Below are 13,630 nucleotides of genomic sequence, written 5' to 3' on the forward strand. Positions count from 1 at the left end.
TCAGGCGGCCGGCTGTTCGACGGTGACAACCATGGCGGCGAAGTCCGCCTCGGCCGCCAGCTTGTCGTCGATGAAGGTCTCGCCGCGGAACTTGAAGATGTCGCCACGCGCCCGCGTCACCACCACCTTCATCTTCAACTGATCGCCGGGGCGCGCGGGCCGGCGGAAACGCACGCCGTCGATCGACATGAACATGATCACCTTGCCCTCAACCGCCACATCCAGGCTCTTGGACATCAGCAGGGCGCCGGTCTGGGCCATGGCCTCGACGATCAGCACGCCCGGCATCACCGGATCGATCGGAAAATGGCCCGGAAAAAACGGCTCGTTGTGCGTGACGTTCTTGATCCCGGTGATCGAGGTCGAGGGCACATAGTCCTCGGCCTTGTCGACCAGGAGAAAAGGATAGCGGTGCGGCAGGCGCCGCATGACCTCGGCGTAGTCGATCCGATCTTCGGCGGGTTCGCTCATGGGACTGATCCGTTCGCGACGCTTATGAGCGCGTCTTTCCTGTCGCCTGTTTGGCGAGCCAGACCGCTTCGCGCAAGGACTGGCGGATCGGCTTGGCGGGATAGCCGGACCAGGTCTCGCCCGCCGGAACGTCGGCCAGCACCCCGGCGCCGCCGGCGATCCGGGCGCCTTCGCCGATCTTCAGATGATCCCCGACGCCGGCCTGTCCGCCGAACATGACATTGTCGCCGGTCGTCACACTGCCCGAAATCCCGGTGTGCGCGGCCATCAGATTGTTGCGGCCGATGACGCAGTTGTGGCCGATCATCACCAGATTATCGATCTTGGTGTTCTCGCCGATGACGGTGTCGTCATAGGCGCCGCGGTCGATACAGCTGTTGGCGCCGACGGTGACGCCGTCCTGCAGGACGACGCGGCCCAGTTGGGGCACGTCGACAGGCCCCTGGCGCGATACGGCCGCGCCGAACCCCGCCTCCCCGATCCGGGCGCCGGCATAGATCGACACGCGATCTCCGATCAGGGTGAAGGCGATGCTGGCGTTCGCTCCGATGCGACAGTCCCGGCCGATCTGAACCCCGGGGCCGATCACGGTATTGGCCCCGATGCGAGTCCCGCTGCCGATGCGGACGCCGCGCCCGAGCACCACGCCGGGCTCCAACACGACAGATCCGTCTTCGCCGGCGTCGCCCGGGGCTTCGGTCTGATCGATCACGCGCGCCTTGTGCAACCGGGCTGAGGCACGGGCCCAGGCCGCCTGGGGCTCGGGGGAGACCAGCACCGCGGCGTCGTCAGGCGCAGATTCGACAGCCCATGCGGGCACTATGACGGCCCCTGCCCGCGTGGCCGCGAGAGCCGCAACGAACTTCCGGTCTCCCAGAAAGGCCACGGCCTCTGGGCCTGCCGAGCCCAACGGCGCGACGGCGGCGATCATGAGATCCCCGCCGCGCAGAAGCTCCGCGCCCACGACATCGGCCAACTCGGCCGCCGTCAGAGGCGCAAGGGTTTCAAAGAACCGGGCGTCCGGTCCGGCCATCCGCCCGGCCCTGCCCTACTGGCCCTGCTGCTGGACCGGCACCGCCATGCGGTTGAAGGTCAGCGTCGGCAGTTGGGTGTTAAGGCGCTCGATCACCGTGGCGGTGACATCCATGGCAGGATTGACGATGTAGGCGTTCTCGCGCTCCAGCAGGACGCTGCAGCCGCGCTCCTGATAGACGGCGACCATGATCGGTTCGACGGCGGCGGCGATCGCTTCCCGCTGGCGCGCCAGGGTGTAACGCAGCTCGTTCGTACGGGTCTGCTCCAGCTGCTGGGCTTCCTGCGCGCGCTGCTGCAGCGCCGTGCGACGCTGCTGGAGCTGGTCCGCCGGGATGGTGGAGGCTCCGGCCTGAAGGGCCTGGGCTTCGCTCTGGATGGTCGTGGCGTAGGGTTGCAGCTCACCTTCGACCTCGGTCGCGAGTTGCTGCATGCGGGCGGCGACCGCCTGACCGGCGGCGGACTGCGCCAGAACCTGCTGGTTGAAGATCACGCACAGGCCGGGGATCGGCTGGCCGTGCGTGATGGCCGGCGTGTTCTGGGCCGAGGCGGCGGGAGCGATCAGAAGCGTCGCCGCAGCGACGCCGAGAAGAAGCGATTTCATGACTGGCCTTCATTCGGCCCACAGGGGCCCGGTTATGCGTTCTAGAACTGGGTGGACGTCGAGAAACGGAAGGTCTCGGTCTTGTCGTAGTCCTCGCTGGAGAGAACCTTCGACAGATCGAACCGGATCGGCCCCATTGGCGAGCGCCAGTGGATGCTGACGCCGGCGGCCGCCCGCAGCGACATGTCGTCGACGATATTGGGATCGGTCACGCCCGTGGACGTCAGGGTGTAACGGTTGTCCAGCACCCCAAGGGTGCCGAAATCAGCGAACAGCGAAGACTTGATGCCGTACTCTTCGGGCAGGAAGTTGGGCAGGGTCAGCTCCACCGTGCCCACAGCGTAGAAGTTGCCGCCCAGGGCGTCAGTCGTCAGCAGATCGCGCGGTCCCATGCCGGCGGTTTCGAAGCCGCGGAAACTGTTCCCGCCCTTGAAGAAGCGGTCATTGATCCGCACCGCGTCGCCCTGCCAGCCGGTGACATAGCCGACCGAGCCCTGGAGGCTGACGATCCATTGGGGCGAGATGCCATAGTAGACAGCCGCCTCGGCTTCCGTCTTGACGTAGTTCACGTCGCCGCCGACGCCCGCGAAGTCCTGACGCAGCGACCCGGTCCAGCCTCGGGTCGCGCGGATCGGGTCGTTCCGCCGATCGATCGCCAGGGTATAGCCGACCGACGAATTGAGCGATGCACCGACCTGTTCGCACAGCGCGCGCGAACCCGAGCCGCCGGTCGAACAATAGCCGACCGGCACGATGATCTCGTCATCCTTGATGAAGTATCGGGCGCTCAGGCGGGTGTAGCCGTTGATCGGATACGACAGGCGAACGCCCGCGCCCGTCGAACGGTAGTCGAACGAGGATTCTTCCTGGAAGTCGAAACGCGAGTGAAACAGGTCGAAACCGGCGCCGACGTCCCGTCCCAGGAACTTCGGTTCGGTGAAGCGGAAGTCGATGTTCTGGCGCAGCGAACCCCATTCGGCGCGAGCCACGACGTTCTGGCCGCGTCCACGGAAGTTGCGTTCCGTGATGCCCAGGTTGACGACGAAGGCGTCCACCGAGCTGAAACCGGCGCCGACCGAGAGTTCGCCGGTGGGCTGTTCGGTCACGGTGACGTTCACGATCGACCGATCGGGAGCCGTGCCCCGGGTCTCCTCGACCGTCACATCCTTGAAGAACCCGAGCGCGCGAAGATAATTCCGGGACCGCTCCAGCAGCGCCCGGTTGAAGGCGTCGCCTTCGGTCAGCGCCAGTTCGCGGCGGATGACCGGATCCACCGTCCGGGTGTTGCCGACCACATTGATGCGCTCGATGTAGACCCGCTGGCCCTCGCTGACGTTGAAGGTGACGTCGACGGTGTCCGTTTCCGGGTTCGCCTTGTAGGTGGGCCGGATATCGACGAAGGCATAGCCTGCGGATCCCGCCGCGAAGGTCAGGGCCTCGACCGAGCTCTCGATCTTGTCGCTTTCGTACAGCTGGCCCGACCGGATCGGGATCAGCATCTGCAGGAACTCGGGGTTCAAGCGGCTGTTCTCGGTGACGACCTTGATCTCGCCGAAGTTGTAGCGATCGCCCTCGTCGACCGTCATCGTCAGACCGAACGCGCTGTCGTCCGGCTTCAGCTCCGCGACGGCCGAGATGATGCGGAAATCGTAGTAGCCGCGGTTGGTGTAGAACTTCCGCAGCTGCTGCTGGTCGTAGTCCAGCCGGTTCGGATCGTAGTTGTCATTGGAACTGAACAGGCGCCACCACTGGCTCTGCTTCGTCACCATGACTTCGCGCAGGTCCGAATCCGCGAACGCCCGGTTGCCCAGGAAGGTGATCGCATCCAGCCCGGTGGCGGGGCCTTCGTCGATCTCGAACACGACGTCGACGCGGTTCTGCTCCAGCTGGACCAGTTTAGGCGTCACCGTCGCTGAGATGCGGCCGGAAAGCCGATACAGTTCGATGATCTTGCCGACGTCTTCCTGCACCTTGGCGCGCGTATAGATGCCGCGCGGCGCCAGGGTGATTTCGTCCGTCAGCTTCTTGAGGCTGAGCGCGCTGTTCCCCTCGAACACCACTTGGTTGATGATCGGGTTTTCGACGATCGTGATGACCAGGTCGCCGTTGGGCTGCAGGCCCAGTTGAACGTCGGCGAACAACTGCGTGCGGGTCAGGGTGCGCAGCGCGACATCCAGCAGGGCGGCGTCCACCGTGTCGCCAGGCTGGATCGGCAGATAGGACAGGACCGTCGTCTGGTCGATCCGCTGGTTTCCACGAACCAGGATGCGGTTGACCACCCCGCTTTCGTCCCGGGCGCTCTGCGCCGCGGCGGCGCTAGGCGCGATCTGGCCGGGCGCGATGCTGGGCGCCGGCGTGGTCTGGGCCGCGGCCGTTCCGCCCAGCCCAGCCGCCACGATCAGGGCCAGCGCGCTGCAGACCGGCGCGGTCAGAATGGCGCCATGGCGACCGGTCGAGGAAGGGGAAGCGGTCGGTCGGATCATCGTCATCAAGGAAACCATCGGGGGCTGGCGTCGGCTCACGAGACGAGCCCGCCGAGGAATTTGAACAGGTTCAGCTTTTGCAGGTCGTTCCACGTCGCGAACAACATCAAACAGGCCAGCAAAGCAAGACCGACCCGGTATCCGGCTTCCTGAACGACGGCCGCCACGGGTTTTCGCGCCACAGCCTCATAGGCGTAGAAAACCAGGTGCCCGCCATCCAGAACCGGAATGGGCATCAGGTTGATGAAGCCGATTCCGATCGAAAGTATGGCGGCGAACTGGAACAGCATCAGCGCGAGATTGATGGCCTTCAGGGACGCCGGGGCCTCGCCTTCGGTGGCCTGGCTGGTGATGCCCCCGGCCGCCTTGGCGATGCCGAGGGGGCCGTTCAGCAGGGCGCCGGATTCCCGGCCGGAAAAGATGCGGCCGATATAGCTTAGGGTCGTCTCCAGAACGGTGGCCGTCTGGCGACCGGCGGCGCCGACGGCCTCGACGGGATTGTACCGGATGAACCGAACCTCGTCCCGGCGCGTCACCAGGGGCAGGCCGATACGGCCGACCGCGACACGTCCCGAAATCGCATCCTCCGTGGCCGTTCGCTCAGGAACGGCGGTCAGGGTCAGGGGCTGGCCGTTACGCTCGACCGTGAAGATCACCGGCGTGTTGGAACTCAGGGAGACGACGCGGATCACGTCCTGGGCGCTGCGCGCGGGTCGCCCGTTCACCTCGACGATCAGGTCATTGGGCCGAAAACCGGCGGCGGCTCCCGGGGTGCCCGAGGGAACTTCGGCCACCCGCGGCGGCGCGATCTGATCGCCCAGCAGGGTGAAGATCGCCGTGAAGATGACGATCGCCAACACGAAGTTGGCGAACGGGCCGCCGGCCACGATCAGCATTCGCTGCCAGACAGGCTTGAAATGATAGTAGTCCGTCAGGGCATGGGCCCCCTGCTCGGACGCGATCCGGGCCTTGAGTTCATCCAGCCCGGCCTGATCCGGAACACTGGACGCATCCAGATCTCCGGAAAATTTCACATAGCCGCCCAGCGGCATCCAGCCGATGCGCCACTCAACTCCCCGCTTATCCGTCCGTTGGAACAGGGCGCGGCCAAACCCGATGGCGAACCGGTCGATCTTTACGCCGAAGGCGCGCGCGACCCAGTAGTGCCCGAGTTCGTGCACGGTGACGACGAGGGTCAGCACCAGCAGAAAGGGTACGATGTAGGTCAGGATCTGGCCAAGGAGGTTCAGCATGAAGGGGTGACGCTCCGTTTCGCCTAGGCGGCGACAGCCAGGTCGGCGATGACGGATCCGGCCAGTCCTCGCGCCCCGCGATCAACAGCCAGGGCCGTCTCGCAGGCGTCGCCCGAACCGGACCCGAACCCCTTGTTCGCCGCCCGCTCAAGGGTTTCGGCGACGACTGCGGCAATATTGAGAAAGCTCAGCCGGCGGTCAAGGAAGGCAAGCGCCGCCACCTCATTGGCGGCGTTGAAAACCGTCGGCGCCCACCCGCCCTGCGCCAGCGATTGTCGGGCCAGGGCCAGCGCCGGAAACCGCTCCAGGTCCGGCTGTTCGAAGGTCAGCCGCCCCAACGCCGCCAGATCGAGCCGGGGCGCCGGCCAGGCCATCCGATCGGGCCAGGCCAGGGCGCAGGCGATCGGCGTCTTCATGTCCGGCGGTCCGAGCTGGGCCAGGGTCGAGCCGTCTATGTACTCGACCAGGCTGTGAATGATCGACTCGGGATGAACCACCACGTCGATCCTGTCGCCGGGCGTGTCGAACAGATAGGCGGCCTCGATCGTCTCCAGCCCCTTGTTCGCCATGGTGGCGCTGTCGACAGAGATTTTCGCGCCCATGCTCCAGTTCGGGTGGGCCACAGCCTGTTCCGGCGTGATCGCCGCCATCTGTTCGCGGGACAGCGCTCGGAAAGGCCCGCCTGACGCCGTCAGCACCAGCCGCGATACGCTGGCCGGCGCATCGGCGGGAAAGACCTGAAAGATCGCGGAGTGTTCGGAATCCACCGGGATCAGCCGCCCGCCGGACTGGCGAACTCGCGCCAAAAGCTGGGGTCCACAGCAGACCAGGCTTTCCTTGTTGGCCAGACCCAGAACCACGCCTGTGCCCGCTGCGGCCCAGGTCGAGCGGAGGCCGGCGGCGCCCACGATGGCGGCCAGCAGGAAGTCGGCGGGGCGCTGCGCCGCCTCGACCACGGCATCGTCGCCGGCGGCCACGGCGATCCCGGTGCCCGCCAGACCGTCACGCAATTCGGCGAAACGCCGATCGTCGGCGATGACGGCGACCTCGGGGCGCCAGCGCCGCGCCTGTTCGATCAATCGCGCGACATTGCCGCCGCCGGTCAAGGCGACGACCTGAAACCTGCCGCTGCCCGCGGCTTCGGCCTCGGCCATCAGCTCCAGAGTCGAGCGCCCGACCGAACCGGTGGAACCCAGAACCGTCACACGACGGCGCAGCGCGGCCGCGGTCAAATCGCGCCCTCTAGCCAGAGCACGATCAACCGTCCGGCCGCCACGACGACCACGGCGAACATCAGGCCGTCGACACGGTCGAGCAGGCCGCCGTGTCCCGGAATCAGGGCGCCGGCGTCCTTCACCCCGAAGCGTCGCTTCAGCGCAGACTCCCACAGATCGCCCGCCATCGTCGCCAGGGCGCCGGCCAGACCCAGCACCGCGCCCCAGAACACCGTCAGCATACCCATGTCGAAACCGGCCGTGATGGCCGCCCCGGCCATCGCGCCTGCGCCCATGCCGCCGATAAAGCCCGACCAGGTCTTGTTCGGCGAAAAGCGCGGCCAAAGCTTCGGCCCGCCCACCAGACTGCCGACCAGATAGGCCAGAATGTCCGCCGCCCAGGCCACGGCGAAGACGAAGGCCGTCCAGTGAAGTCCCACCGCGCTGTGTCCGTCGCGCAGCCACACCAGCAGCACCGCCGGCCATCCGAGATACAGAACGCCGTAAGCTGTGTTGAGCGCCTGAAGCCCCCGCAGTCGCGCGGCGAGGCCCCCGATGGCGGCCCCCAGAACCAGGATGCCCAGCGCGATAGGCAGGCGCCCGAGATCTGTCGCCACCAGAGCGGCGGTCACGGCGATGATGATGATCGCCGCCATGGCGCGCCAGGCGCCGTGCGCGCTCATTCGCGCCCATTCGACGGCCAGCAGGGCCGCGCCGACGATCACGAAACCCAGGTACCAGACGCCGCCGGCCCAGACGGCCGCGACCGCCGCCGGCGCCAGGACCAGGGCCGACGCCGCGCGCAGGCCGATGTCGCGCGGATTCAACGCCATCAGCCGGCCGCCATCACATCACGGGCCTCGACGCCGCCGAAGCGACGTTCTCTGCGGCGGAAGGTGTCCACAGCCTCGCCGAGCGCGGCCTCTCCATAGTCGGGCCAAAGCGTGTCCTGGAACACGAACTCGGCATAGGCGGCTTCCCACAGCAGAAAGTTCGACAGTCGCTGCTCGCCGGATGTCCGAATGATCAGGTCGACATCCGGCGCCCCGGCCGAAGACAGGCCCTGGGCGAACTCGGCCTCGTCAAGCTGAGCCGTCACATCTCCAGAAGCCAGCTTTTCGGCATAGCGGCGAGCGGCCGCCACGATGTCTGCGCGACCTCCATAGTTGAAGGCCACCTGCAGGAGAAACTGGCGATTATGCGCGGTCCGGGCCTCGGCGCGCGTGATGATCGCCTTGACGTCCTCGGGCAGGCCCTCGCGGCGCCCCAACACCCGCAGCCGCACGCCCTCCCGCTCCATCCGGTCCAGATCGCTGGACAGATAGTTCCGGACCAGCCCCATCAGCTCCGACACTTCTGCGGCCGGACGCGACCAGTTCTCGGTCGAAAAGCCGAAGACGGTCAGGCACTCGATCCCGAAACGCGGCGCGGCTTCGACCGTGCGCTTAAGCGCCTTGACCCCCTCGCGATGACCCATGACGCGAGGCAGGCCGCGAGCCTTCGCCCAACGACCGTTGCCGTCCATGATGATGGCGACGTGACGCGGGTCCGCCGTGGCGCTCATGACTGGGCGTCCTCGTGCGACGGGCGGCGGATGGCGACGTGTGGGGTCAATTCACTGGTTTCCGGCCGGTCTGTCGCCTCAGACCTGCATGATCTCAACTTCCTTGGTCTTCAAGGCCTCGTCGATACGCTTGATCGCCGCATCGGTGTCCTTCTGGACCTCGGTCTCCATCTTTTTCTGTTCGTCCTGGCTGATGTCGCCCGCCTTTTCGGCCTTCTTCAGGTCGTCGTTGGCGTCCCGGCGCACGTTGCGCACGGCGATCTTCTGCTGTTCAGCGTATTTCCCGGCCAGTTTGACCAGATCCTTCCGGCGTTCCTCGGTCAGCGGCGGAACCGGGATGCGCAGGGTCTGCCCGTCGACGATCGGGTTCAGACCCAGGTCTGCGGCGCGGATCGCCTTTTCGACGGCGACGACCATCGACTTGTCCCAGACGTTGACCGACAGCAGGCGCGGCTCGGGCACGCTGACGGCGGCGACGGCCGTCAGGGGCGAGGCGGAGCCATAGGCCTCGACCCGAACCGGCTCCAGAATGCCGGCGTGGGCGCGTCCCGTCCTCAGTCCCGAGTATTCTTCCTTCAGCGTCGCGACCGAACGATCCATGCGATCGCGATAGGATTTCAGATCTGGCTTGGCCATGGCGTTTCTCCGGCGGTCTTATGTCAGGCGGCGTCGTTGATAACGGTGAAGGTCCCCTCGCCGTTCAGCACGCGGCGCAGGGAGCCTTCTTCCCGGATCGAGAACACGACGATGGGAATGCCGCTCTCGCGCATCAGGGCGATCGCGGCGGCGTCCATGACCTTCAGGTTCCGGCTCAGTACGTCCTGATAGGTCAGTTGGTCATAGCGGGTGGCCGACTTGTCCTTTTTCGGATCGGCGGAATAGACGCCGTCCACGCTGGTGCCCTTCAGCAGGGCGTCGCAGCCCATCTCGGCGGCCCGCAGGGCGGCGGCGGTGTCGGTCGTGAAATAGGGGTTGCCCGTCCCGGCGGCGAAAATCACCACCCTTCCCTTCTCCAGGTGCCGGACGGCGCGGCGGCGGATGTAGGGCTCGGCGATCGCGGCCATGGGGATGGCGCTCTGCACCCGGGTGTAGACGCCCAGCTTCTCCAGTGCGTTCTGCATCGCCAGGGCGTTCATGACCGTGGCCAGCATGCCCATATAGTCGGCGCTGGCCCGCTCCATCCCGGCCGCGGCGGTCGACAGGCCGCGGAAGATGTTGCCGCCGCCGATCACCAGACAGATCTGGGTGCCGCTCTTGGCCACGTCCGCGATGGCTGCGGCGACATTGTCGACCGTCTTCATGTCGATGCCATAGCCCTGGTCGCCCATCAGGACCTCGCCCGAGACCTTGAGCAGGACTTTCTTGAAGCGGGGACGGGCGGCGGCGTCGGTCATTGGGCAATCCATCTGATGCGGCGCCGCTGAATCGGGCCGCCTCTTATAGACGAAGGGCGCGCCGACCATCAAAGCCGAACGCGCCCTTCATTGATTTCTCCTCCCCGCCGCGCTGCGCCGGAGAGGAGATGATCATTTCGGTCTTATTGACCGCCCATCATCGAGGCGACTTCCGAAGCGAAGTCCGGCCCCTCGACCTTCTCGACGCCTTCGCCCAGGGCCAGGCGCACGAAGCCGGCGAGGTGCAGGTTCGACGAGCCCAGCTCCTTGGCGGTGTTCGCGACCAGCTGTTCGATGGTCACGTCCGGGTTCATGACGAACGGCTGCTTGGTCAGGACCACGTCCTTCTGGAACTTGGCGATCTGGCCGTCCACGATCTTGGCGATCATGTTTTCCGGGCGACCTTCTTCCTTGGCCTTCTCGGTCAGGACTTCGCGTTCCTTCTCGATGGCGGCCGGGTCCAGGTCGTCGGTGTTCAGCGACAGCGGGGCGGTGGCGGCGACGTGCATGGCGATCTTGCGGCCCAGTTCGCGCAGGGCGGCCTGGTCGCCTTCGCCTTCAAGGGCCACCAGCACGCCGATGCGACCGACACCCGGCGACACCGCATTGTGGACGTAGGTCGAGACGACGCCTTCCGACACTGACAGGCGGGCGGCGCGGCGCAGCTGCATGTTCTCGCCGACCGTGGCGATCAGCTGGGTGACCTCGTCCTGAACGGTCGCGCCGGATTCCAGCTTGGCGCCGTGCAGGGCTTCCAGGCTGTCGTGGTCCAGACCCTGAAGGGCGAAGGCCTTGGCGGCGTTCTGGAACAGTTCGTTGCGGGCGACGAAGTCGGTTTCGGCGTTGAACTCGATGGCCGAGGCGACCTCGCCCTTGCCTTCGGGACGGGCGGCGACAGCGACCAGACCTTCAGCGGCGACGCGGTCGGCCTTCTTGGCGGCCTTGGACAGGCCCTTGGCGCGCAGCCAGTCGATGGCGGCGTTGATGTCGCCGTCGGTTTCCTGCAGCGCCTTCTTGCAGTCCATCATGCCGACGCCGGACTTGGCGCGCAGTTCCATGACGAGGGCGGCGGTGATCTCGGCCATTGTATAGCTCCTGGGTCTTCGTAATGCGGGAACGGCCGGGCTGATCTAGCCCGGCCGCATGTCAGTTTGACGGGCGGTCCGGTATGCGCCGGACCGCAACCGGTCAGGCGTTGGCGTCTTCGGTCTCGCCCGAAGCGGCCAGCAGTTCTTCGGCGGCGCCCTCGGCGCCTTCCGGCGCAGCGTCAGCCGCGACCGGAGCCGAAGCTTCGGCCAGCATCGGCTCGACCGGGGCTTCCGAGGCGCCCAGATCAACGCCCGAGGCCGAAGCGCCGGCGGCCAGACCGTCCAGAACGGCGTCGGCGATCAGGTCGCAGTAGGTCTGGATGGCGCGGGCCGCGTCGTCGTTGCCCGGCACCGGATAGGTGATGCCGTCCGGATCGGAGTTGGTGTCCAGGATGGCGATGACGGGGATGTTCAGCTTGCGGGCTTCCTGGATCGCGATCGCTTCCTTGTTGGTGTCGATCACGAACATGATGTCCGGAATCGAACCCATGTCCTTGATGCCGCCCAGCGACAGTTCGAGCTTGTCCTTCTCGCGCTCGAGCGTCAGCAGTTCCTTCTTGTTGCGGCCTTCGCCGCCGGCGTCGACGATGGTTTCCAGTTCGCGCAGACGCTGGATCGAACCCGAGACGGTGCGCCAGTTGGTCAGGGTGCCGCCGAGCCAGCGGTTGTTCATATAGTACTGGGCGCAGCGCTTGGCGGCTTCCGCGACCGGCTCCGAGGCCTGGCGCTTGGTCCCGACGAACAGCACGCGACCGCCCTTGGCGGCGACGTCACGAACGGCGACCAGGGCCTGATGCAGCAGCGGCAGCGTCTGCGACAGGTCGATGATGTGGATGTTGGAGCGCGAGCCGAAGATGTACTTGTCCATCTTCGGGTTCCAGCGGTGCGTCTGGTGGCCGAAGTGGGCGCCGCTCTCGAGCAGCGAACGCATGGAGACTTCTGGCAGAGCCATGGGATCAGGTCCTTTCTTCCGATCAATCCTCCGCAGACGGTGAAAGGATCGGACGATCCCTCGGAACGGTCCGAGCCGGGATGTCTCCCCGAAACGAACCACGCCTGCGTGTGAAGTGGCGCGGAGATAGTCCCAACCGCCACAAAAGGCAAGCCGCGCCAGCGTGACGCCGACGCGGCCGGTTCGATCCGTCGATCGTCCCCGATCAGGACGGCGACGGGACCTCCACTTCGTCCGGAAGGCCTTCGTCGGTTTCCCCACGCGACACGACGGTCGCCAGAACCAGGTCTCCGGTCACATTGAGCGTGGTCCGGCACATGTCGAGGAAGCGATCGACGCCCAGGATCAGGCCGATGCCCTCGGGCGGCACGCCGACCATGACCAGGATCATGGCGACCACCGGCAGGGAGCCAGCCGGCACGCCCGCCGTCCCGATTCCACCGAGGATGCAGACCAGCATGACGATGATCTGCTGCGTCAGGCTGAGTTCGATCTGGAAGAACTGCGCCAGAAACAACACCGTCACCCCTTCAAACAGAGCCGTTCCGTTCTGGTTGGCGGTCGCGCCGACGGTCAGGACGAAGCGCGCGATCTTGCGCGGGAGATTCAGTTTCTCTTCGGCGGCCCTCAGCGACACCGGCAGAGCGGCGTTCGACGAGGCGGTGGAGAAGGCCACCACCATCGGCTCCCGCACGCCGCGGAAAAAGGCGATCGGCGACATGCCGCCGCCGATCCAGATCACGGCCGGATAGACCACGAACATGTGGATCGCCATGGCGCCGACGGCGACCCCGACGAAGGCCGCCAGACGGACCAGCAGGTCCCAGCCGAACAGGGCCGCAAGATTGAACATCAGACAGGCGATGGCGATCGGCGCCAGCCGGATGAAGAGGTTGATGAGCTTCATCGACACCTCGAAAACCCCCTCGATCCCCTTCTGCAGGTGATCGGTGGCGGGGCTCCGGGCCATGACCAGCCCGATGCCGAAGAACAGGGCGAAGATCATCACCGGCAGGATCTGATTGTCCGATGCGGCGGTGAAGAAGTTGGACGGCACCAGCTCGAGGAAGAACTGGCCCAGCTGAACGCCCTCCGGCGCCTTGTCGACGATCCCGGCAGCACCCGCCTTGCCCTGCTCCAGCAACTGCGCCGCCAGCACCGGATCGACGCCGTCCCCCGGCCTGAACAGATTGACCATGCCGAGGCCGATCAAAACGGCGATGCTGGACACCACGATCGTCAGGATCAGCGTCCGCCCCCCGGCCCGGCCAAGGCTCTTGAGATCCCCCATCTCCGCCACCCCGACCACGAGGGCCGAGAACAGCAGCGGAATCACCATCATGAACAGCAATCGCAGGAAGATCTGACCAATGGGCCCTGTCACGTTGGACGTTAGCCAGACCACCCACGGCGTCTCGGCGCCCAGCGCCAGGTTGACGGCCAATCCGCCGGCCAGGCCGACGACGAAGCCGATCAGCATCAGCCAGTGAAGCGGCAGTTTGCCGGGTTTGGTCTCGGTCATTCGTCCCCCTCGGACGCCTGGAGCGATGAAGGTCGAAGCCTTCGCGCCGGATG

Annotated in this window: 13 protein-coding genes; all 13 read right to left on the bottom strand. The window is 66.3% G+C overall.

The genetic code is table 11. The features are described 5' to 3' along the window. Positions 1-471 carry a 3-hydroxyacyl-ACP dehydratase FabZ gene (gene fabZ, locus ACO2Q1_RS14035; RefSeq protein WP_423330097.1) on the bottom strand — a complete coding sequence of 157 codons (471 nt, stop codon included), beginning with the start codon at positions 469-471 and terminating at the stop codon, positions 1-3. 22 nt (positions 472-493) lie between these two features. Next, the gene (lpxD, locus tag ACO2Q1_RS14040) at positions 494-1,504 is read right to left on the bottom strand and encodes a UDP-3-O-(3-hydroxymyristoyl)glucosamine N-acyltransferase (RefSeq protein WP_423330098.1); all 1,011 of its coding nucleotides are present in this window, start codon (positions 1,502-1,504) and stop codon (positions 494-496) included. A 15-nt stretch (positions 1,505-1,519) separates the two neighbouring features. Beyond that, entirely contained in the window at positions 1,520-2,107 is a 588-nt protein-coding gene (locus ACO2Q1_RS14045; RefSeq protein ID WP_423330099.1) for an OmpH family outer membrane protein, read from the bottom strand. A 41-nt stretch (positions 2,108-2,148) separates the two neighbouring features. Then, positions 2,149-4,590 (bottom strand): outer membrane protein assembly factor BamA, encoded by a 2,442-nt coding sequence (bamA, locus tag ACO2Q1_RS14050; protein ID WP_423330100.1) that lies wholly within the window; start codon positions 4,588-4,590, stop codon positions 2,149-2,151. A gap of 35 nt (positions 4,591-4,625) precedes the next feature. Further along, entirely contained in the window at positions 4,626-5,843 is a 1,218-nt protein-coding gene (locus tag ACO2Q1_RS14055) for a M50 family metallopeptidase (RefSeq protein WP_423330101.1), read from the bottom strand. 23 nt (positions 5,844-5,866) lie between these two features. Continuing rightward, positions 5,867-7,075 (bottom strand): 1-deoxy-D-xylulose-5-phosphate reductoisomerase, encoded by a 1,209-nt coding sequence (gene dxr / locus ACO2Q1_RS14060; protein WP_423330102.1) that lies wholly within the window; start codon positions 7,073-7,075, stop codon positions 5,867-5,869. Then, complete coding sequence (locus ACO2Q1_RS14065) at positions 7,072-7,890, bottom strand: phosphatidate cytidylyltransferase (protein WP_423330103.1); 819 nt, start codon at positions 7,888-7,890, stop codon at positions 7,072-7,074. The genes dxr and ACO2Q1_RS14065 overlap by 4 nt, the downstream gene beginning before the upstream one ends. Further along, positions 7,890-8,621: a polyprenyl diphosphate synthase gene (uppS, locus tag ACO2Q1_RS14070; protein WP_423330104.1), complete on the bottom strand. Its 732-nt coding sequence runs from the start codon at positions 8,619-8,621 to the stop codon at positions 7,890-7,892. The genes ACO2Q1_RS14065 and uppS overlap by 1 nt, the downstream gene beginning before the upstream one ends. A gap of 78 nt (positions 8,622-8,699) precedes the next feature. Further along, positions 8,700-9,257: a ribosome recycling factor gene (gene frr, locus ACO2Q1_RS14075; RefSeq protein WP_423330105.1), complete on the bottom strand. Its 558-nt coding sequence runs from the start codon at positions 9,255-9,257 to the stop codon at positions 8,700-8,702. 23 nt (positions 9,258-9,280) lie between these two features. Further along, on the bottom strand, positions 9,281-10,015 hold the full coding sequence (gene pyrH / locus ACO2Q1_RS14080) for a UMP kinase (RefSeq protein ID WP_423330106.1): 735 nt from the start codon (positions 10,013-10,015) through the stop codon (positions 9,281-9,283). Between the two features lie 143 nt (positions 10,016-10,158). Next, a complete protein-coding gene (gene tsf, locus ACO2Q1_RS14085) occupies positions 10,159-11,100 on the bottom strand; it encodes a translation elongation factor Ts (RefSeq protein WP_423330107.1) in 942 nt (313 codons plus the stop codon). A gap of 103 nt (positions 11,101-11,203) precedes the next feature. After that, a complete protein-coding gene (gene rpsB, locus ACO2Q1_RS14090) occupies positions 11,204-12,055 on the bottom strand; it encodes a 30S ribosomal protein S2 (RefSeq protein WP_423330108.1) in 852 nt (283 codons plus the stop codon). A 205-nt stretch (positions 12,056-12,260) separates the two neighbouring features. Beyond that, positions 12,261-13,577 (bottom strand): dicarboxylate/amino acid:cation symporter, encoded by a 1,317-nt coding sequence (locus tag ACO2Q1_RS14095; RefSeq protein ID WP_423330109.1) that lies wholly within the window; start codon positions 13,575-13,577, stop codon positions 12,261-12,263. Between the last annotated feature and the right edge of the window lie 53 nt (positions 13,578-13,630).

The organism is Brevundimonas sp. VNH65 (assembly GCF_049445955.1).
Taxonomy (GTDB): domain Bacteria; phylum Pseudomonadota; class Alphaproteobacteria; order Caulobacterales; family Caulobacteraceae; genus Brevundimonas.

Bases quoted from the DNA above. Each gene is read 5' to 3' on its own strand.
- fabZ (WP_423330097.1), bottom strand. From the start codon at position 471: ATGAGCGAACCCGCCGAAGATCGGATCGACTACGCCGAGGTCATGCGG.
- lpxD (WP_423330098.1), bottom strand. From the start codon at position 1,504: ATGGCCGGACCGGACGCCCGGTTCTTTGAAACCCTTGCGCCTCTGACG.
- ACO2Q1_RS14045 (WP_423330099.1), bottom strand. From the start codon at position 2,107: ATGAAATCGCTTCTTCTCGGCGTCGCTGCGGCGACGCTTCTGATCGCT.
- bamA (WP_423330100.1), bottom strand. From the start codon at position 4,590: ATGATCCGACCGACCGCTTCCCCTTCCTCGACCGGTCGCCATGGCGCC.
- ACO2Q1_RS14055 (WP_423330101.1), bottom strand. From the start codon at position 5,843: ATGCTGAACCTCCTTGGCCAGATCCTGACCTACATCGTACCCTTTCTG.
- ACO2Q1_RS14065 (WP_423330103.1), bottom strand. From the start codon at position 7,890: ATGGCGTTGAATCCGCGCGACATCGGCCTGCGCGCGGCGTCGGCCCTG.
- uppS (WP_423330104.1), bottom strand. From the start codon at position 8,621: ATGAGCGCCACGGCGGACCCGCGTCACGTCGCCATCATCATGGACGGC.
- frr (WP_423330105.1), bottom strand. From the start codon at position 9,257: ATGGCCAAGCCAGATCTGAAATCCTATCGCGATCGCATGGATCGTTCG.
- pyrH (WP_423330106.1), bottom strand. From the start codon at position 10,015: ATGACCGACGCCGCCGCCCGTCCCCGCTTCAAGAAAGTCCTGCTCAAG.
- tsf (WP_423330107.1), bottom strand. From the start codon at position 11,100: ATGGCCGAGATCACCGCCGCCCTCGTCATGGAACTGCGCGCCAAGTCC.
- rpsB (WP_423330108.1), bottom strand. From the start codon at position 12,055: ATGGCTCTGCCAGAAGTCTCCATGCGTTCGCTGCTCGAGAGCGGCGCC.
- ACO2Q1_RS14095 (WP_423330109.1), bottom strand. From the start codon at position 13,577: ATGACCGAGACCAAACCCGGCAAACTGCCGCTTCACTGGCTGATGCTG.